Source organism: Xylanibacter ruminicola, from assembly GCF_900142525.1.
In the GTDB taxonomy this organism is placed as follows: domain Bacteria; phylum Bacteroidota; class Bacteroidia; order Bacteroidales; family Bacteroidaceae; genus Prevotella; species Prevotella ruminicola_A.
In genome coordinates, this window is record NZ_FRBD01000013.1 from 1 (window position 1) to 18,406 (window position 18,406).

21 protein-coding genes are annotated in these 18,406 nt (G+C 49.0%); 8 read left to right on the forward strand and 13 right to left on the reverse strand.

Annotated features, from left to right (window positions below; translation table 11 throughout):
• Nucleotides 1–192: 192 nt before the first annotated feature.
• A complete protein-coding gene (locus BUB86_RS09255) occupies nucleotides 193–912 on the reverse strand; it encodes a Bax inhibitor-1/YccA family protein (protein WP_073208724.1) in 720 nt (239 codons plus the stop codon).
• A 208-nt stretch (nucleotides 913–1,120) separates the two neighbouring features.
• On the opposite strand from BUB86_RS09255, the gene BUB86_RS09260 reads away from it, so the two are divergent.
• From BUB86_RS09260 to BUB86_RS09270, 3 genes are all read left to right on the forward strand, one after another.
• Nucleotides 1,121–1,858 (forward strand): (Fe-S)-binding protein, encoded by a 738-nt coding sequence (locus BUB86_RS09260; RefSeq protein WP_073208726.1) that lies wholly within the window; start codon nucleotides 1,121–1,123, stop codon nucleotides 1,856–1,858.
• A gap of 78 nt (nucleotides 1,859–1,936) precedes the next feature.
• The gene (locus tag BUB86_RS09265; RefSeq protein ID WP_073208728.1) at nucleotides 1,937–3,304 is read left to right on the forward strand and encodes a lactate utilization protein B; all 1,368 of its coding nucleotides are present in this window, start codon (nucleotides 1,937–1,939) and stop codon (nucleotides 3,302–3,304) included.
• Nucleotides 3,305–3,323: 19 nt separating this feature from the next.
• Nucleotides 3,324–3,947 (forward strand): lactate utilization protein C, encoded by a 624-nt coding sequence (locus tag BUB86_RS09270; RefSeq protein WP_073208730.1) that lies wholly within the window; start codon nucleotides 3,324–3,326, stop codon nucleotides 3,945–3,947.
• Here the strand turns inward: BUB86_RS09270 and BUB86_RS09275 are convergent.
• The 10 genes from BUB86_RS09275 to BUB86_RS09320 are packed head-to-tail and all read right to left on the reverse strand — an operon-like array spanning nucleotide 3,934 to nucleotide 11,717.
• Nucleotides 3,934–5,055 (reverse strand): DegT/DnrJ/EryC1/StrS family aminotransferase, encoded by a 1,122-nt coding sequence (locus BUB86_RS09275; RefSeq protein WP_073208732.1) that lies wholly within the window; start codon nucleotides 5,053–5,055, stop codon nucleotides 3,934–3,936. The genes BUB86_RS09270 and BUB86_RS09275 overlap by 14 nt on opposite strands.
• Complete coding sequence (locus BUB86_RS09280) at nucleotides 5,052–6,002, reverse strand: GNAT family N-acetyltransferase (protein ID WP_073208734.1); 951 nt, start codon at nucleotides 6,000–6,002, stop codon at nucleotides 5,052–5,054. Before BUB86_RS09280 ends, BUB86_RS09275 begins: the two co-directional genes overlap by 4 nt.
• Nucleotides 5,999–6,397, reverse strand: coding sequence for a sugar 3,4-ketoisomerase (locus BUB86_RS09285; RefSeq protein ID WP_073208736.1), 399 nt, complete (start codon nucleotides 6,395–6,397; stop codon nucleotides 5,999–6,001). Before BUB86_RS09285 ends, BUB86_RS09280 begins: the two co-directional genes overlap by 4 nt.
• A gap of 9 nt (nucleotides 6,398–6,406) precedes the next feature.
• Nucleotides 6,407–7,612 carry a formate-dependent phosphoribosylglycinamide formyltransferase gene (gene purT, locus BUB86_RS09290; RefSeq protein WP_073208738.1) on the reverse strand — a complete coding sequence of 402 codons (1,206 nt, stop codon included), beginning with the start codon at nucleotides 7,610–7,612 and terminating at the stop codon, nucleotides 6,407–6,409.
• A 5-nt stretch (nucleotides 7,613–7,617) separates the two neighbouring features.
• The gene (locus BUB86_RS09295; protein WP_073208740.1) at nucleotides 7,618–7,917 is read right to left on the reverse strand and encodes a hypothetical protein; all 300 of its coding nucleotides are present in this window, start codon (nucleotides 7,915–7,917) and stop codon (nucleotides 7,618–7,620) included.
• Entirely contained in the window at nucleotides 7,904–9,040 is a 1,137-nt protein-coding gene (locus BUB86_RS09300) for a dTDP-glucose 4,6-dehydratase (RefSeq protein WP_073208743.1), read from the reverse strand. The genes BUB86_RS09295 and BUB86_RS09300 overlap by 14 nt, the downstream gene beginning before the upstream one ends.
• Nucleotides 9,037–9,210, reverse strand: coding sequence for a hypothetical protein (locus tag BUB86_RS17655; protein WP_175549469.1), 174 nt, complete (start codon nucleotides 9,208–9,210; stop codon nucleotides 9,037–9,039). The genes BUB86_RS09300 and BUB86_RS17655 overlap by 4 nt, the downstream gene beginning before the upstream one ends.
• A gap of 10 nt (nucleotides 9,211–9,220) precedes the next feature.
• Complete coding sequence (locus BUB86_RS09310) at nucleotides 9,221–9,718, reverse strand: metallophosphoesterase family protein (protein WP_073208748.1); 498 nt, start codon at nucleotides 9,716–9,718, stop codon at nucleotides 9,221–9,223.
• The gene (locus BUB86_RS09315; RefSeq protein ID WP_073208750.1) at nucleotides 9,715–10,332 is read right to left on the reverse strand and encodes an AAA family ATPase; all 618 of its coding nucleotides are present in this window, start codon (nucleotides 10,330–10,332) and stop codon (nucleotides 9,715–9,717) included. Before BUB86_RS09315 ends, BUB86_RS09310 begins: the two co-directional genes overlap by 4 nt.
• A complete protein-coding gene (locus BUB86_RS09320) occupies nucleotides 10,329–11,717 on the reverse strand; it encodes an MATE family efflux transporter (RefSeq protein ID WP_073208752.1) in 1,389 nt (462 codons plus the stop codon). Before BUB86_RS09320 ends, BUB86_RS09315 begins: the two co-directional genes overlap by 4 nt.
• Before the next feature lie 75 nt (nucleotides 11,718–11,792).
• Between BUB86_RS09320 and BUB86_RS09325 the strand changes: the two genes are divergently transcribed.
• From BUB86_RS09325 to BUB86_RS09345, 5 genes are all read left to right on the forward strand, one after another.
• Nucleotides 11,793–13,241 (forward strand): S8 family peptidase, encoded by a 1,449-nt coding sequence (locus BUB86_RS09325; RefSeq protein WP_073208754.1) that lies wholly within the window; start codon nucleotides 11,793–11,795, stop codon nucleotides 13,239–13,241.
• Between the two features lie 42 nt (nucleotides 13,242–13,283).
• Nucleotides 13,284–14,516: an exodeoxyribonuclease VII large subunit gene (gene xseA / locus BUB86_RS09330; protein ID WP_073208756.1), complete on the forward strand. Its 1,233-nt coding sequence runs from the start codon at nucleotides 13,284–13,286 to the stop codon at nucleotides 14,514–14,516.
• A 23-nt stretch (nucleotides 14,517–14,539) separates the two neighbouring features.
• Nucleotides 14,540–14,731 carry an exodeoxyribonuclease VII small subunit gene (gene xseB, locus BUB86_RS09335; RefSeq protein WP_073208757.1) on the forward strand — a complete coding sequence of 64 codons (192 nt, stop codon included), beginning with the start codon at nucleotides 14,540–14,542 and terminating at the stop codon, nucleotides 14,729–14,731.
• An 85-nt stretch (nucleotides 14,732–14,816) separates the two neighbouring features.
• Nucleotides 14,817–15,833: a branched-chain amino acid aminotransferase gene (locus tag BUB86_RS09340; protein ID WP_073208758.1), complete on the forward strand. Its 1,017-nt coding sequence runs from the start codon at nucleotides 14,817–14,819 to the stop codon at nucleotides 15,831–15,833.
• A gap of 18 nt (nucleotides 15,834–15,851) precedes the next feature.
• On the forward strand, nucleotides 15,852–16,367 hold the full coding sequence (locus tag BUB86_RS09345) for a DUF805 domain-containing protein (RefSeq protein ID WP_073208759.1): 516 nt from the start codon (nucleotides 15,852–15,854) through the stop codon (nucleotides 16,365–16,367).
• A 35-nt stretch (nucleotides 16,368–16,402) separates the two neighbouring features.
• On the opposite strand, the gene BUB86_RS09350 is transcribed toward BUB86_RS09345, so the two are convergent.
• Together BUB86_RS09350 and trmB are read right to left on the reverse strand one after the other, a co-directional pair.
• On the reverse strand, nucleotides 16,403–17,554 hold the full coding sequence (locus BUB86_RS09350; RefSeq protein ID WP_073208760.1) for an Mrp/NBP35 family ATP-binding protein: 1,152 nt from the start codon (nucleotides 17,552–17,554) through the stop codon (nucleotides 16,403–16,405).
• 43 nt (nucleotides 17,555–17,597) lie between these two features.
• The gene (gene trmB / locus BUB86_RS09355; protein WP_073208761.1) at nucleotides 17,598–18,368 is read right to left on the reverse strand and encodes a tRNA (guanosine(46)-N7)-methyltransferase TrmB; all 771 of its coding nucleotides are present in this window, start codon (nucleotides 18,366–18,368) and stop codon (nucleotides 17,598–17,600) included.
• Nucleotides 18,369–18,406 lie beyond the last annotated feature (38 nt).

An 18,406-nucleotide genomic window follows, 5' to 3' on the forward strand; every position in this document is an offset into this window, starting at 1 on the left:
TATGTAAATCTTTCAAAGAACTCTTTCTTAGTTTGCTATCGTTTTTGAGCGAAAGCGGGTGCAAAGGTACGGCAATTTTTCCAAACCTCCAAACATTTTCCAAAAAATATTCCCAAAAACATGAAAGTTTTCGGGAATATTTACAAAATTACACTTTTATATCTCTATTATATATAATGTACGCGTAGAAGCCTATTCGCGGCGTCCAAAAATGCGCAGCAGATAAATAAAGAGATTTATGAAGTCCAAATAGAGGTTAAGAGCACCCAAAAGTGCAATCTTCTGAGAAGCCTCGCTGGCATCGGGAGCCATCAAAAGCATATTCTTAATCTTCTGAGTATCGTAGGCGGTGAGCCCCACAAAGATCAAAACGCCCAGATAGCTGACAATCATTTCGAGACCAGAGCTCTTCAGGAAGATGTTGACAATGGTAGCGATGATGATACCGATAAGGGCCATGAACAGAATCTTACCCATAGACGAGAGGTCCTTCTTAGTGGTATAACCCACGAGGGCCATGACGCCAAAAGTGCCTGCAGTGATAAAGAACACACTGGCGATGCTCGACATGGTATAAACTAGGAAGATAGACGAGAACAGTGCGCCATTGATGACAGAATAGAGCACAAAGAGCAGTGTGGCAGTGGTAAGCGACAGGCGATTGATGGCTGCACTCACACCGAACACAATAGCAAACTCGGCAATAACCAAGCCCCAAAGCAGGATGCTGTTAGAATACAGGGCGGTGATGATGCCAGGACTGGTAGCTACGCCATAAGCAGTGAAGCCCGTAAGAGCGAGCGCCAAAGTCATCCACACATAAACCTTCCTCATCAATACAGGGAAGGCAGCCGACATCGAGAGCTCTCGCTCACGGCTCGACAGATTGAAATCTAAATTGTTATAATTCATAATCTAAAATTTTTGTTCGTTAAACAATCTATTGATTCGTTATACAATGGCCTATACGGCAAATATAATGCCACAAAGGTAAGTATTTACTTTTAATAAAACATAAATAAGTGATATAAAATGAGATATTATTAGTATTTTTGGAGATTTTTCACTATATTTGCCCTCATAAATAACTAAAAACGAACGTAATAATACACTAACGAATATGAAGATCGGATTATTTATTCCCTGCTATGTAGACGTGGTGTACCCTCAGGTAGGTGTAGCCACTTATAAACTATTGAAGCATCTGGGGCTGGATGTGGACTATCCGTTGAATCAGACCTGTTGCGGACAGCCAATGGCAAACGCCGGATTTGAGAATCAGGCCATACCACTGGCCGAGAAATTCGAAGATAAGTTTAAGGACTTTGACTATGTGGTGGCTCCATCGGTGAGTTGTACGGCATTTATCAAACTGAACTACCCACGGCTGCTAAAAGGTAAGCACGAATGCCTGACATCGGGCAAGATTATGGACGTGGTAGAGTTTCTGCACGATGTAATCAAGGTGAATCATCCATTGGGAACATTCCCCCACAAGGTGAGTCTGCACAACTCATGTCACGGTGTGCGCGAGTTGGGACTGAGTTCGCCCAGCGAGGAGAACGTGCCAAAATTTAATAAGGTGAAAGATCTGCTGAACCTGGTAGATGGCATACAGGTGCTGGAGCCCGAGCGCCCTGACGAGTGCTGCGGATTTGGCGGTATGTTCTCGATCGAGGAGACGGCCGTGAGTGAGCAGATGGGCGTAGACAAGATTCAACGCCACATGAAGACCGGAGCGAGATTCGTGACCGGACCAGACTGCTCGTGCCTGATGCACATGGCGGGTGTGGCCAAGAAACGGGGGCTAGATGTACAGTTCCTGCATGTGGTGGAGATATTGGCAGCAGGACTGTGAGATTGGACAATTGAACTATTGGACAATTTCACAATTTAATAGTTAAATAGTCAAATCGTAAAATAGTAAAATCAAAATATGAGTACAGCACATAGTAATGCAGCAAAGGAGTTCTTGAAGAACCAGACTTACGCCAAATGGCATGACGCCACTTTCTGGGCAGTACGCACCAAACGTGACAATATGGCATACGGACTGGAGGAATGGGAGCAGTTGCGCGAAAAGGCCAGTGCCATCAAGCGCCACACCATCACCCATCTGGACGAATATCTTGACCAGTTTGCCACCAAGGCCGAGGAGAACGGATGTATCGTTCACTGGGCTAAGGATGCACACGAATTCAATGAGATAGTGTATGGCATACTGAAGAACCATAACGTAAAGAAGCTTGTGAAATCGAAGTCGATGCTGACGGAGGAATGCGGCATGAACCCCTATCTGGAGCAGCACGGCATAGAGGTGGTAGAGACCGACCTGGGTGAGCGCATCATCCAGCTGAAGGGGCAGGCACCCAGTCATATCGTGATGCCAGCCATCCACCTGAACCACGACGACGTGGGCGAGCTGTTTGAAGAGAAGCTGGGCAGCGAAAAGGGTAACCACGACCCCACGTATCTGACTTACGTGGCACGACTGAGTCTGAGAAACGAGTTTCTAACAGCCGATGCCGGCATGACGGGTGCCAACTTCGGTATAGCCGAGACGGGCGACATCGTAGTGTGCACCAACGAGGGTAATGCCGACATGTCGACATCGTGCCCAAAACTGCACATCGCCGCCATCGGACTGGAGAAGGTGATTCCGAACTACGACTGTCTGGCCGTATTCCAGCGCATGCTCTGTCGCGCAGGAACGGGTCAGCCCACGACTACGTTTACCAGCCACTTCCGCAAGGCACGCCCAACAGCCAACCCGATGCACATCGTGCTGGTGGACAACGGACGTAGCGAATGGGTGGGCAATCCTGAACACTGGGAAGCACTGAAATGCATCCGTTGCGGATCGTGCATGAACACATGTCCGGTATATCGTCGTAGTGGCGGATACAGCTACAGCTACTTTATCCCCGGCCCTATCGGCATCAACCTAGGCATGCTGCGCGACCCAGAGAAGCACTCGGGCAACGTGAGTGCCTGCACGCTGTGTAACTCTTGTCAGGCACTATGTCCAGCGAAAATAAACCTGGGCGACCAGATTTATATGTGGCGTCAGCAGCTGGATGAGTTTGGCACGGCCAACCCACAGAAAAAGATGATGTGTAAGGGCATGAGCATGTTCTACGGCAGTGAGGGCATGTACAACCTGGGAACGGCACTGGCCCACTGGGCAAACATCATTCCATCGCCCATCATCAACTGCGGATTGAACCCGTGGGCAGAGGGACATAAGATGATGGAATTCCCGAAGAAACCGTTCCATAAGTTGTGGAAGGAAATAAAGAAGTGAATAGTGAAAATGAAGAGTTATGAGTAACAAAGACGATATACTGAAGAAATATAGGGCAAATGTGAGGGAGAGATTCTTCGACGAGCGAAGCGGTAAAACCGGTTTCGACATGCCCGATTTGAGTGATATTAAGGCTATCACCTACCCCAACCCACTGGTACAGTTTGTGAAGATGACCGAGATGGTGGGCGGACAGGTGATTGAGGTTGACCCAGGACGTGATGTCAATGTGCTGATAAAAGAGCTGTTTCCTGACGCCAAGGAGATAGCATCGAACCTGCCGGAGATTACCATCGCCACCAGAAACCCGGACACCGCAGGTCGTGCACGCGATCTGAACGGTACGGATGTAGGTATCATCCGTGGGAAGTTCGGTGTGGCTGAGAATGCATGCATCTGGATTCCGCAGACGATGAAGGAGAAAGCTGTGTGCTTTATCTCGGAGAACCTGATCATCCTGTTGCCAAAGAGTCAGATTGTGAACAATATGCACGAGGCTTATAAGCGCATAGAGTTTGATAAGGAGTACGATGGGTATGGTGTTTTCATCAGCGGTCCATCGAAAACGGCGGATATCGCGCAGGTGCTAGTGATGGGTGCCCAAGCCGCCCGCAGCGCCACGATACTACTTATGCCGGAGTAAAACTATTCAATAAATCTATTATCGTATTAACCTCATTATCGGTTAATGCTTGATTGCAGGGGATGGAGAGTTCCTCGGCGTGGATTTGTTCGGTAATGGGGAAGGAGAGGTTATTCCATTCCTTATAGCAACGCTGTTTGTGCGGGGGGATGGGATAATGAATCTGAGTTTCTACGCCATGGTCCTGCAGATATTGCTGCAAACGATCGCGGTGCTCACAAAGAACAGGGAAAATATGCCAAACGCAGTCGCGATCATGGCATTTGGGGATGCGGATGAATGGATTGTCTACCTTATTAATATATAAGGAAGCAATCTCCTTGCGGCGGGCGTTGGAGGCATCAAGCGTCTTGAGCTTCTCGAGCAGGATGGCAGCCTGAATCTCATCGATACGACTGTTGCGACCAACATAATCAAAAACATACTTATCCGATGAGCCATAATTGCCCATCGACCGTATCACCTCGGCCAAAGCCTCATCATCGGTAGTCACAGCACCTGCATCGCCAAAAGCACCCAAGTTTTTGGTGGGATAGAAGCTACTGGCAGCGGCGCTGCCAAACGAACCAGTTTGTTTGGGAAGTGAGGAGGTAAGGGAGTGAGCGGGTGAGAGATATGTACAGCCGTGAGACTGGGCGTTGTCTTCAACCAATTTAAGATTATATTTTTGGCAGATATCCCCTATCCTATCGGTATAGGCACAGCGACCGTAGAGGTGGACAATCATGATGGCGCGGGTGCGCGAGGTGATGGCCGCCTCGATGAGGGCATCGTCAATCTGCAGGGTGTTGATATCGGGCTCGACCAAAACCGGGGTTAAGCCGCACTCGGTGACAGCCAGGATAGAAGCGATATAGGTGTTGGCAGGCACGATAACCTCGTCGCCCTTCTGCATCACACCCAGTTCGATATATGCACGGAATATCAGCGTGAGTGCATCAAGACCATTGGCGCAGCCTATGCAGTATCTGGTACCAATATAAGCAGCATAAGCCTCCTCGAACCTACGGGTGTACTCGCCTTTGAGATACCAACCACTCTGCAGCACATCGTTAGCCGCGTGCTGGAATGGCGCATTGATAGTCTTCAGGTCGAGATACTTGATCATAAATCGTACTGGTAAGTGTCGTAACAAACGGCGCGACCGCCAAAGCCTTCCTTCTGGAAGATGAGCGATGTGTGGAGGTCGTCGCTGGTCTTGAAATTGGAGGTACCAAAGTCGAAATAGCGATAGCCCTCGGCAGCGAATCTGTCGAGTAGCGTTGAGAAGAGCATATCGAGAGCGCCGATATGTCGGCCTGCCTCGGAGGCCGAGATATACTGCGTTTTGACCACAGCGCCATCGATATATAGCACGGTTCCACCCACAATCTCGCTGCCACAATAAGCAGCAAACAAGCGGATGTTTTGAGGAAAGCGCGACTTGAGCAGGCTAATCTCGGCAAGACTATGCACGGGTTTGGTCTGGTAGCGGGACATAAGGTTTGCTTCGAGCAGTTGCCAGAATGGTGAGAAGTCAGCCTCCTCAACCACCTGCACACCAGCCTTAACCGCCTTTTTGACACCACGGCGGCGCAACTGAGTGAATGAAATACGATTATCGAGCATGACCACCGATGCCACATCGCGCGATTTGATACTGGCACCACATACCTTGGTGAGTGCATAAAGCGGTTCCTCGGATGGCAGACGGTGATAAATCCACGGGATAGACTTATATACCACATGCTTAAACTGATCTATCTCACGCAGGCAGTAGTTCAAATCGCGGAACAACTCGCACACCTGTGCTGCCGAGATTTTACGACTAAGTATCAGTCCTCCATAACTCAATCCGCAATGGCTATACAGCGTAACGTTATCGTGATGAGCCGGCATGACAGCCACCAGCTTATCGCCAGAATAAAACATCATCGAAAAGTCATTGAACCTATCCAGATGATAGTCCATATATCGACGGTCAATCAGGAAAGTACCATTTTTCGACTGGGCTACAAACGCATTCCACTCGTCAAAATCCTGGCTCGTAAACTGATATTGCCTTACCTTTATCATTTCACATACTCAAGGAATTCGTCGTAATCGTAGATGTACTCATCCTCGTTGAACAGTTCAGAAGCGAGCACTAAGCAAACGGCGCCACTCGAGAAGTCCTCGAGTGTGCGCCATACGCCTGTACCTATATATACACCTTGATAGGGATGGTTGAGATGAAACGTTTGATGCTCCTTGCCATCAAACACCTCTACATCGAAAGAACCACTCACTGCCACAACCACCTCTTCGCAGGTGCGATGGGCATGTCCGCCACGACGCTCGCCCGACGGCACATCGTAAGTCCAGTAGACACGGGCGATATCGAACGGCACGTTCTTCATCTCCTCGGCCACCGTGAGGTTGCCACGCGGGTCGACAATCTTAGGCAGATCTATGGTTCTGACTTTATCCATCACCGACGATTAATGCTCGAACTTGGTGTAGGGGTCGGTGCCCAGCACGGTCTTAGCCAAGCGCTTTGCTTTTTCGCGCAGCGCGTCTACATCGTCGCCAACCTCGCCATAGCAAAGTACTACACCCATGCGACGACCTTTGTGGGCCTCGGGCTTACCGAAGATGCGGATGCGGGTGCGATCCTCCTTCAGAGCCTCGTCGAAGTTGTAGTCGAGCAGTGAACGATCGACTGGTGTAGAAGCCTCTTTGGGCGACAAGATGACTGCCGATGCACCAGCGTGCTCCAAGTGGATGGCTGGGATGGGCAGACCCATGACAGCACGGAAGTGGAGCTCGAACTCGCTGAGGTTGGTGGTGTGACCAAGGGTAACCATACCTGTATCGTGTGGACGTGGTGAGAGCTCGCTGAAGATGACCTCGCCCTGCTTGGTGAGGAAGAACTCAACACCCCAGATGCCGGCACCAGTCAAGGCCTTAGTTACCTTGTCGGCCATCATCTGAGCCTGCTTCAGTGCCTCGTCGGAAATCTTATAGGGCTGCCATGACTCACGATAGTCGCCTGCCTTCTGTACGTGTCCGATGGGAGGACAGAACAGTGTGGGCCAGCCGTTCTTCTGAGTAACGGTGAGCAGGGTGAACTCTGAATCGAAGTCGATGAACTCCTCGATGATCACCTCTTTCACATCGCCACGAGAGCCTTCCATAGCCTCTTTGAAGGCCTGTTCGAGCTCATCGTCGTTATGAACATAGCTCTGGCCATGACCTGATGACGACATCAATGGCTTAACCACACATGGGAAACCTATCTCATCGGCAGCAGCCTTGAACTCATCGAAGGTCTTTGCATAGAAATATTTGGCGGTGCGCAGTCCCAGCTCCTTTGAAGCTAGATCGCGGATGGCACGACGATTCATAGTGAAGTTAACGGCTCGGGCAGAAGGAACCACCTGGATGCCCTGCTCCTCGAACTTGAACAGGCGCTCTGTGCGTATAGCCTCAATCTCGGGCACAATGATGTCGGGCTTGTGCTTATTAACAACAGCCTCGAGAGCATCGCCATCGAGCATAGAGAACACTTCGCGCTCATCAGCCACCTGCATGGCTGGTGCATTGTCGTAACGATCGCAGGCAATCACATACTGTCCTGCACGCATGGCGGCTATCACGAACTCCTTACCGAGTTCACCTGAGCCTAGTAATAGTATCTTCTTCATATTGATTAAATTGTTTGTTTCAACATTTGCCACTCGGGGGTAACGGCCAGCTTACGGATACACTGGTCGATGCGGGCCAGGGCGTCTTCCTGCGACATCTTGAAGTCCTTGGCTATCTCTTGGAGCGACTTGCGCTGGCAGCCAAAGAGTCCGTAATAATGCGTTACAGCCTCTTCCTCCTCAGGGGGCAGCAGGTAGAGCAGATGCTCCAGATAGTGCTCCATTTGAGGTGACAGACTGGTGGGGTTCAGACCTATACGAACCAGATATGAGTGCAGTTCGTGTGAGAGATTATCTGTTGGCATACATATTATCGTAATACTTCTGGTAATCGCCGCTGGTTACATTGTCGAGCCACTCCTGGTTGTCGAGATACCAGCGAACGGTCTTTTCGATACCCTCTTCGAACTGGAGCGAGGGCTCCCAACCGAGTTCACGCTGCAGTTTAGAGCTGTCGATGGCGTAACGCAGGTCGTGACCAGCACGGTCGGTAACGAAGGTGATGAGATCCATATCCTCACCTTCCTTACGACCCAACAGACGATCGACGGTCTTGATGACCACCTTGATGATGTCGATATTCTTCCACTCATTGAATCCACCGATGTTATAAGTATCGGCAATTTTACCGTTGTGGAAGATGACGTCGATGGCACGAGCATGATCCTCCACATAGAGCCAGTCGCGCACATTCTCGCCCTTACCATAAACTGGCAGTGGCTTGCGGTGACGGATGTTGTTGATGAACAGAGGAATCAGTTTCTCAGGGAACTGATAAGGACCATAGTTGTTTGAGCAGTTGGTTACAACTACCGGCATGCCATAGGTATCGTGGAAGGCGCGCACAAAGTGGTCGCTCGATGCCTTAGATGCACTATATGGTGAGTGGGGATTGTACTTGGTAGTCTCGAGGAAGAATTGATCGCCATAAGCCAGATGATGCTCTGAGCTAGAGGCGGTAGTGGTGAATGGAGGCTCGATACCCTCAGGGTGAGTGAGTTCGAGTGCACCATAAACCTCATCGGTAGAGATATGATAGAAACGCTTACCCTCGTACTTCTCAGGCAGAGACTCCCAATAGAGCTTAGCTGCCTGAAGCAGCGACAGGGTACCCATGACGTTGGTCTTAGCAAAAGTGAACGGATCCTTGATAGAGCGGTCTACATGACTCTCGGCAGCCAGGTGGATGATACCATCAACCTTCTTATCCTGCATGAGCTTGTAGAAAGCATCGAAGTCGCAGATGTCCATCTTTACAAACTCATAGTTTGGTTTGTTCTCGATGTCCTTCAGGTTAGCCAAATTACCAGCATAGGTCAGTTTGTCGAGGTTAATGATGTGATACTCAGGATACTTGTTCACAAACAGGCGAACTACATGTGAGCCGATAAAGCCTGCACCTCCAGTAATTACGATAGTTCTTTTCATACTTCTTCTATATTATTTTTATTTCTTTCACTATAATACTGTATAACAGTCATGATAATTCCAAAGGCAATCGACTCAAACAAAAGTCCGCTCCAATCGATTGCAGTTCCGAAAATCAGAGTAAGTATAATGTAAACAACAGCAAAAATAATTGCCGTAGCTACAGCCATTACCGTATATCTATACATGATCTCCTAATGTTATAACTTCTAAATCCTTAAAATCCTTCCCGTCGATAGCCAGACGAATGAGGGTTCTCTCCTTATGCCAGCCCTGTATGCCGGCAGCTCCCGGATTGATGTGAAGAAGGTTCAGTGTCTTGTCGTACTTTACCTTCAGTATGTGCGAGTGTCCAGCCACGAACAACTGTGGCGGATTGGCAAAGAGCTGTGAGCGGATTGAAGCATCGTAGTTGCCAGGATAGCCACCAATGTGCTTGATGAGCACGTCGACATCCTCACACTTAAAGCGATTAAGCTCACGATACATCAGTCGCAAGTCGCCCCCATCGCAATTGCCACATACTGCACGGAACGTACGGAAGGCAGCCAGCTTCTCGGCCACCTCAACACTACCGATATCGCCTGCATGCCAAATCTCGTCGCAGGGTTCAAAGTAGTGCAGGTACTTATCGTCCCAATAGCTATGTGTATCGCTCAGAATGCCGATTCGTTTCATATCTCAAATCTCTGACGGATGTACTCAGCGATAAGTTTCCCTGTGGCCTCGAGGCCTAAGATGCTGGCATCGATACAGAAGTCGTAGCTTTCGGCAGCACCCCACTTCTTACCTGTGTAGTAATTGTAGTACTGCGCACGACGGGCCTCAACATGCTCTATCAACTTACGGGCTTGCTCAGCATCGAGCTCTTTTACCTTTGACACTAAATCTACACGGAAGTCCATCGATGCCGTGATGAAGATGTTGACCACATTGTCGAAATCACGAAGAATATAGTCAGCACAACGGCCCAGGAACACACAACTACCCTCTTCGGCCGCCTTGCGGATGGCATCGCTCTGAAACTTGAACAGACTCTCCTGCGAGAAGTTAGAACCATACAGGCTGCCACCACTGAGATGAGGCGACTGCATATTGAGCAGTCCGCGCAAAAAACCTTTCTTCTCGTCGTTCTGCTTAAAGAACTTCTCAGAGAATCCACTCTCCTTGGCAGCCAGATTCAGCAGTTCACGATCGTAGAACTTAGCTTCGAAATCCTGTGCCAGCATGCGACCTATCTCCTGGCCGCCGGCACCTACCTGTCTGCCTACATTAATGATGATATGTTTCATAACTCCTCACTTTTCACATCTACACTTTTAAACTTCTTCATGTACCACATGAGCATAGGTATAGTCATGGCAAACGAGCCGAAGTCGCTAGCCGGCATAGAGTACCACACGCCGTCGAGATCCCAAAACATCGGGAACACAAAGGCCATGGGCAACAGCAGAAACAGCTGGCGCGACAACGACAGGAAGATAGACACTTTTACCTTGCCGATACTCTGGAAGAAGTGGGTAATGACGGCCTGCGAGCCTACCACGAAGAACACCAGCATATCGAGCTTGATGCCTCGCGCAGAGAGGTTGATCAGCGTCTCGTCGGTAGTAAAGATGCGGGCAATCTGGCGAGGGAAGAGCATAGACAAGCCCCACCCCACCAACAGGATAGCTGTGGCACAACCTATGGCCATGAACAGGCATCGCAACATGCGGTCGTACTTCTCGGCACCATAGTTATAGCCCACAATAGGCTGCATACCCTGGCAGACACCCATCACGAACATAAAGAACATCATGACCACCGAGTTGGCGATGGAGTAAGCACCCACAGCCATATCGCCACCATAGTGAACAAACTGATTGTTCATAAAGATGACGATGACACACGATGTGGCATTCATAAGGAATGGCGACACGCCGATAGCCACGATATTTTTAACAAGATCGGCCTTGAGTTTAAACATGCCGCGCTTGAAGTGCAGCAGTTCTTTCTTATTCGAGAACAGGCGCAACTGCCAACACATGGCCAGTGTCTGCGAGGTAACTGTAGCAAGAGCAGCGCCTCGTATGCCCCAGCGAAACCACCATACAAAGGTAAGTACCAGTACAATGTTCATAGCCACCGTAAACAGCACAGAGTACATGGCAAGCTTGGGTTTTCCTGCAGCACGCAGCACTGCGTTCAGTCCAAAATACATGTGGGTTACCATATTACCCAGCAAGATCACAATCATAAATTCGCGGGCGTATGGCAGCGTCACGTCGCTGGCGCCAAAGAATCGCAGAATGGGATCAAGAAACACCAGACTGATGGCCATAAACAAGAAACCAATAATCAGGTTCAGTGTTACGGTGTTGCCTAGTAAGTTTTGTGCTACCTTATAGTCTTTCTGTCCTAACTTTACACTGATACTAGCCGAAGAGCCTACGCCAACGGCTGCACCGAAAGCCGCACTCAAGTTCATAAAGGGGAATGTAATGCCCAGACCTGCGATTGCCTCAGGACCTACTATCTGACCAATCATAGCACGGTCGATAATATTATAGAGGCTTGATGCAGTCATGGCTACGATAGCTGGCAGGGCATATTGCCACAGCAATTGACCCACAGGCTTCGTTCCCAGTGCTAAAGCGGCTTGTTTGTTGTCACTCATCTTATTATTACTCTCCATTTTCGAGTGCAAAGGTATAAAAAAAACAGCAAACATACAAACTTTTAAAAGAAAAGTATTACCTTTGCACTCGATATGAGAAAAGCCTTAATGCTGCTCAACCTAATCTTAGTCGCGCTAACCCTATCACAGCACGCCGGCGCAACTGCTCCTCCCAAGAAAAAATATCCTGGGGGCAAGTGCTACATCTGGCGTTATACCCTAGAAGACAAGCGCGAATCAAGCTATACACTCGACCGTCCGCAACGATGGCTTTCGCATAAGAGCATCGATCGCCGCCGCAAGCAGGGATTGGCCCTCGACTCTACCGACCTGCCTGTAAGCACTGGCTATCTGAAAGCCATAGAGCGCATGGCCAACGAGGCCAACCGCAACACCAAGAGACTCAGCGTGCTATCGATGATTATCGGTACCAGTCGCTGGAACAACTCTGTGCTTGTGCGTTCTGCCGACACCACTCTGCTGCAGGCCATTGGCAAGCAGGCATACGTGAAGCGCTGTGAACAGGTGTGGATAGCCCCCGACAGCATTGAGCGCATGATAAAGACCAAAGCAAACTACTATTTTAACCCATGGGACAGTTTGAAAGGTCATGTATATGGCCATGGTCAAGAGCAGATAGAGATGCTTTACGGCCATCGACTGCATAACATAGGCTTTCGCGGCAAGGGTATGACCATTGCCATTCTGGATGGCGGATTTATGAACGCGGATCAGATTCCAGCCTTCCAACGGGCCAACATAGAAGGCGCCAAGGACTTTGTATATCCCAACAGTCCCTACTTCTATCAGGAGACAGACCATGGTACCAAGGTACTATCGACCATGGCGGCCAATGAACCAGAAGTACTGGTAGGCACCGCGCCTGATGCACGCTACTGGCTGCTGCGATGCGAAGACCAGCAGACCGAACAGCCAGTAGAAGAAGACTACTGGGCCATGGCAGCCGAATTTGCCGACTCGCTTGGTGCCGACATCATTACATCGAGCTTAGGCTATACGGAATACGACAATCTGCCAGGCTATTACCACCAATACGATCTGGATGGCCATACCGCCTACATATCGCGCACCGCATCAATGCTGGCGCAAAAGGGCATCATCCTTGTCAACTCGGCAGGTAACAGCGGCATGGGCCCCTGGAAGAAGATAACCTTCCCAGCCGATGCAGATAACACCATCACCGTAGGTGCCCTGAACCAACAGCGCGTTAATGCGCCATTCAGTGGTGTAGGACCTACTCAAGACCTACGCGTAAAACCTGATGTGATGGCGCTGGGCAGTCCGGCATGTCTTATCTCAGGTCGCGGTTCAGTGATTCGCGACATGGGCACATCGTTCTCTACGCCCATCGTGGCAGGACTAGTGGCTTGTCTGTGGCAGGCTCTGCCCAACAAGACTGCTTTACAGATAATAGACTTGGTACGCCAGAATGGAAGTAATCACGAAAAGCCCGACAACATCTATGGTTATGGCACACCGAACTTCTGGAGAGCGTATATGGTAGGACGAATTGATAATTGATAATTCTTGGACAAGCCAAGCGGCAGAGCCGAGCGGATAATTATGATTACGAAGCGATATTCTTTGTTTGAGCTGAATCGATTGGTTCGTGAATCCATCGAGTGCGAAATGCCTGATGAATATTGGGTAGAGGCCGAATTGAGCGAATGCAGAGAAAGTCGCGGACACTGCTACATGGAACTGATACAGAAGGATGAGCAGACGGCCACCCCTATCGCCAAAGCATCAGCCAAATGCTGGGCTAACAAGTGGCTCACCATTCGCCCATACTTTGAACGGACCACCGGACAACCATTACATGCCGGCATGAAGGTGCTGTTGCAGGTTTATCCACAGTTTCACGAGGCGTACGGTTTCTCGTGGATTGTCAACGACATTGATCCCACATACACTATTGGCGACATGGCGCGTAAGCGTCAGGAGATCATCAAGAAGCTGAAAGACGAAGGCGTGTTCGACCTGCAGAAAGAGCTACAGTTGCCGCTGTTCTGCCAACATATTGCGGTTATCTCATCGCAAACTGCCGCAGGCTATGGCGACTTCTGCAATCAACTGGCCGACAACCCCTACGGATTTAAGTTTGAAACCCAACTCTTTCCTGCCATCATGCAAGGTGAGGGCGTAGAACAGAGTATCATAGATGCGCTGGAACGCATTTATAATTCTGATTTTGACTGCGTTGTAATTATCAGGGGCGGTGGTGCCACCAGCGATATGTCGGGATTCGATACACTGGCACTAGCCGAGAACGTGGCCAATTTCCCATTACCTATTATAACTGGTATTGGACACGATAGAGATGAGAGCATATTGGATATGGTATCTCATACGCGAGTAAAAACGCCAACAGCTGCAGCCGCCTTGCTGATAGACCATCTGAAGGTGGTGCTTGACACCCTCATCGACTCACAGAACCGCATCACCCAATACGTGCAGCAAAAATTATCAATCGTCAATTATCAATTATCAACTGTACAAGAGGCCATTCCACGCCTCTTCTCGGTAGTAAAAACACGTCAGGAGACAAAGATCGATCTCTTCGCCCAGCGTATGCTCACCTCCGTCGACAGGAGACTTGTATCTGAACAGCATCGATTGGAACTGATTGACGAGAAACTCAAGGCACTCGACCCCACCCTGCTACTCAAACGAGGCTACAGCATTACCATACACAATGGCCGAGCCGTAAAAGATGCCACCACCCTGCAGCCAGGCGACGAAATAGAAACCCGCCTAGCAAAGGGGACAGTTAAATCAATAATAAAATCCGTATAATCCGTAGGCAAAACAATAACAATATGAACGAAGAAATGAAATACGAGGCCGCCATGGCCGAACTTCAGTCCATCGTACGTAAGATGGAAAACGACGAACTCGACATCGACCAGATGACCGAGCAATTGAAGCGAGCCCAAGAACTTATCAAACTCTGCAAGGATAAATTAACGAAAACAGATGCCGAAATCAAGAAAATACTTACGAATTCGTAATTTTTCTACGATTTCTGCTATTATTTGATATTATTTGTGTACTTTTGCGTGCAAAATTGAAACTTTAAACATAGGAAAAAGTAATATGAAGAATCTGGATTGGGGTAGTCTGTCGTTCGGCTACATGAAGACCGACTACAACGTACGTTGCTACTATCGCGACGGAAAATGGGGCGAAATAGAGGTTTGCTCCGACGAGTATCTGAATCTGCACATGGCCGCCACCTGTCTGCACTATGGTCAGGAGGCATTCGAAGGTCTAAAGGCATATCGCTGCCCAGACGGCAAGGTGCGTATTTTCCGCGTAGACGAGAATGCTAAGCGCCTACAGTCAACATGTCGTGGCATCATGATGCCCGAGGTAAGCACAGAGCTGTTTACAGAGATGGTTAAGAAAGTGGTTCGCCTGAATCAGGAGTGGATCCCAACATACGAGAGTGGCGCTACACTCTACATCCGTCCGCTGCTCATCGGTACCAGCGCCCAGGTAGGTGTACACCCTGCTAAGGAGTATTGCTTCCTGATTTTCGTAACCCCAGTAGGTCCATACTTCAAGGGTGGATTCTCAAGCAATCCTTACGTCATCGTTCGCGAGTACGACCGTTCTGCTCCTCTCGGAACAGGTAAATATAAGGTAGGTGGTAACTACGCAGCCTCTCTGTTTGCTAACAATCTGGCTCACGAGAAGGGTTATGCCTGCGAGTTCTATCTCGATGCTAAGGAGAAGAAGTACATCGACGAGTGTGGTGCAGCCAACTTCTTTGGTATCAAGAACAACACCTATGTTACACCAGAGTCAACCTCTATCCTGCCTTCAATCACCAACAAGAGTTTGATGCAGGTAGCTGAGGATCTGGGCATGAAGGTAGAGCGTCGTCCTATTCCTGAGGAAGAGCTCGAGACATTTGAGGAGGCAGGTGCATGCGGAACAGCCGCCGTTATCAGCCCCATCTCATATATCGACGACCTTGACACAGGCAAGCGCTATTCATTTGGCGACAAGCCAGGACCACAGTCAAAGAAGCTGTTCGACACACTTCGTGGTATCCAGTACGGTGAAATCGAAGACAAACACGGTTGGACCACTGTTGTAATCGAGTAATCTGGAGAGATAAACCATATGAAAGAATTACCAACACTTGGATTTACTGAGGCCATCAAAATGGCCTCAGTTCGTATTCTGGATTTCAAGGGCCGAAGCCGTCGCTCAGAGTTCTGGTGGTGGATGCTAGTAGTAATGGTAGTAGGTTTCTGCGTATCGTTGTTTATCAACAATATGCTGGCAAGCACTATTTGGGCCATCTGCTATATGTTCTGTGCATTGTCTGCCACAGCACGCCGCCTGCAAGACTCAGGCAAGAGCGCTATATGGGTATACGTAAGCTATGCTCTGGGATGTGTATCAAACCTCTTTGTATCTACATCTACAGCTATTACGGAACTGATGGACAAGATGGATCCCAATCAGTCCGTCCTCGAGAAGGTTGCAATGCAACATCCTGACGATTTTGTCATTATATTCCTTCTTGGCTGCGTATTCTCTGTATCTTGTCTGATAGTGTTCATCATGTGTCTGCTCGACAGCAAGCCCGAGGCCAACAAATACGGCCCCTCGCCTAAATATGTTGAAGAATAAAACAGAAATCCCGCTCAGTTTTGAGCGGGATTTCTTTATTTGTTCATTCCTACGATTTTCGTGGCAGGCTTCTCTTTGTTGCGGCGGTTCACCACCGTTACTACTGATTGAGCCAGATTGATAAAGGCTAAGCCTGTAGCCGTTTCGCTACTCAGAGCGGCAGGAGTACCAGCATCGCCATTGTCACAGATACTCTGTACCAACGGAATCTGTGCCAGCAGTGGTACCTGCATCTCCTCGGCCAGTTGCTTACAGCCTTCCTTGCCAAAGATGTAATACTTGTTCTCGGGCAGTTCGGCAGGAGTGAACCAAGCCATGTTCTCAATCAGTCCTAAGATGGGTACGTTCACCTTGTCGTTACGATACATGTCGATACCCTTACGTGCATCGGCCAAAGCCACCTGCTGAGGTGTTGACACAATCACAGCACCTGTAATAGGCAGTGTCTGTAGCAGTGTCAGGTGAATATCACTGGTACCTGGAGGGGTATCGAGAATGAAGTAGTCCAACTCGCCCCAATCAGCATCGGCAATCAACTGCTTCAGCGCACTGGTAGCCATACCGCCACGCCACAATGTAGCAGTGGTTGGCGATACAAAGAAACCAATACTCAACAGCTTGACGCCATACTTCTCGATGGGCACAATCAGATCGCGGCCATCCTTCTTAACAGCGTATGGGCGCTCGTCCTCAACATCGAACATCTTTGGCATTGAAGGGCCGAAGATATCAGTATCCAGCAGTCCCACCTTATATCCAAGACGTGCCAGGGCAATAGCCAGGTTGGCCGATACGGTGCTCTTACCTACACCACCCTTACCACTACTTACGGCAATGATATTCTTTACGCCAGGCAGCATCTGGCCCACCTCTGGGCGTGGTGCACTCTTAAACTCGGTCTTTATCTCAACTTCAACATCGTTACTCGTTCCTCCCTCCTCGTTCCTCGCGCAATAATACTTAATAGCAGCCTCAGCCGCCTTAACAGTCGACTTGAGGAATGGGTCGGTGTCGCGGGGGAACTCCAGCACCACTGTTACCTTCCAAGGCTCGCCATCCTTCTGTGGGGCAGCCACAGCAGGTGTATCGGCCACCATACCACTTTCAACTACATTCTTCTTGGTGCCGGCATACGTAACCGTCTCCAGCGCCTCCATTATCATTTTTGGGTATAATACTTTATCCATCGTAATAATTAATCCGTAAAATCCGTATAATCCGTAGGCCTTATTATTTAGCCTTATCAAGTGAACTACGTTTCGATCGCGAATAACTGCGATAGTCATCCAGTTCAATCTCCACCTCTGGCTCTTCGAGCTCACCAGTGCGTGGCAGGTTCCACTTCAAATATTTAATGTTTAATCCACGTGCTATCCACATTGACTCGTAGTAGGTCTGGATAGCCAGTATTTTCCTGGTATCTTCATCGATACGCTCATCGTGATACAGATTCTCTGTACGGAATATTACTGGCAGACTGTTCTTCTCGACCATATAAGTAGTATAGGTAAAGAGAAAGTTCGAGTCTGTCTTCAGATGAATGGTGCCCCCATCAACCAGGAACTTACGATAGCGGTTCATAAAGTAGGTAGATGTGAGTCGTTTACGTGGATTCTTCATCTGTGGATCGCTGAAGGTGAGCCATATCTCATGCACCTCGTCCTCAGCAAAGAAACGTTCGATAATCTCGATGTTAGTACGCAGAAAAGCCACGTTCTTCAGTCCCTCATTCAGAGCCTGCGTAGCTCCAGTCCACATACGTGCGCCCTTAATATCGACGCCAATAAAATTCATGTTTGGATAGAGTTTAGCCAACTCTACCGTATATTCGCCCTTGCCACAACCCAGCTCCAGCACTATCGGATTCTGGTTGTGGAAGTACTGCTCATGCCAGTGTCCTTTCATATCGAAGGGCACATTCTCAATAACCGAAAACGGATACTGGAACACATTCTCATATGTCTCCATATCCGCAAATTTAGCTAACTTACCTTTTCCCATAATTAAAATTGCGCTGCAAAGGTACGATTAAGTGAGCA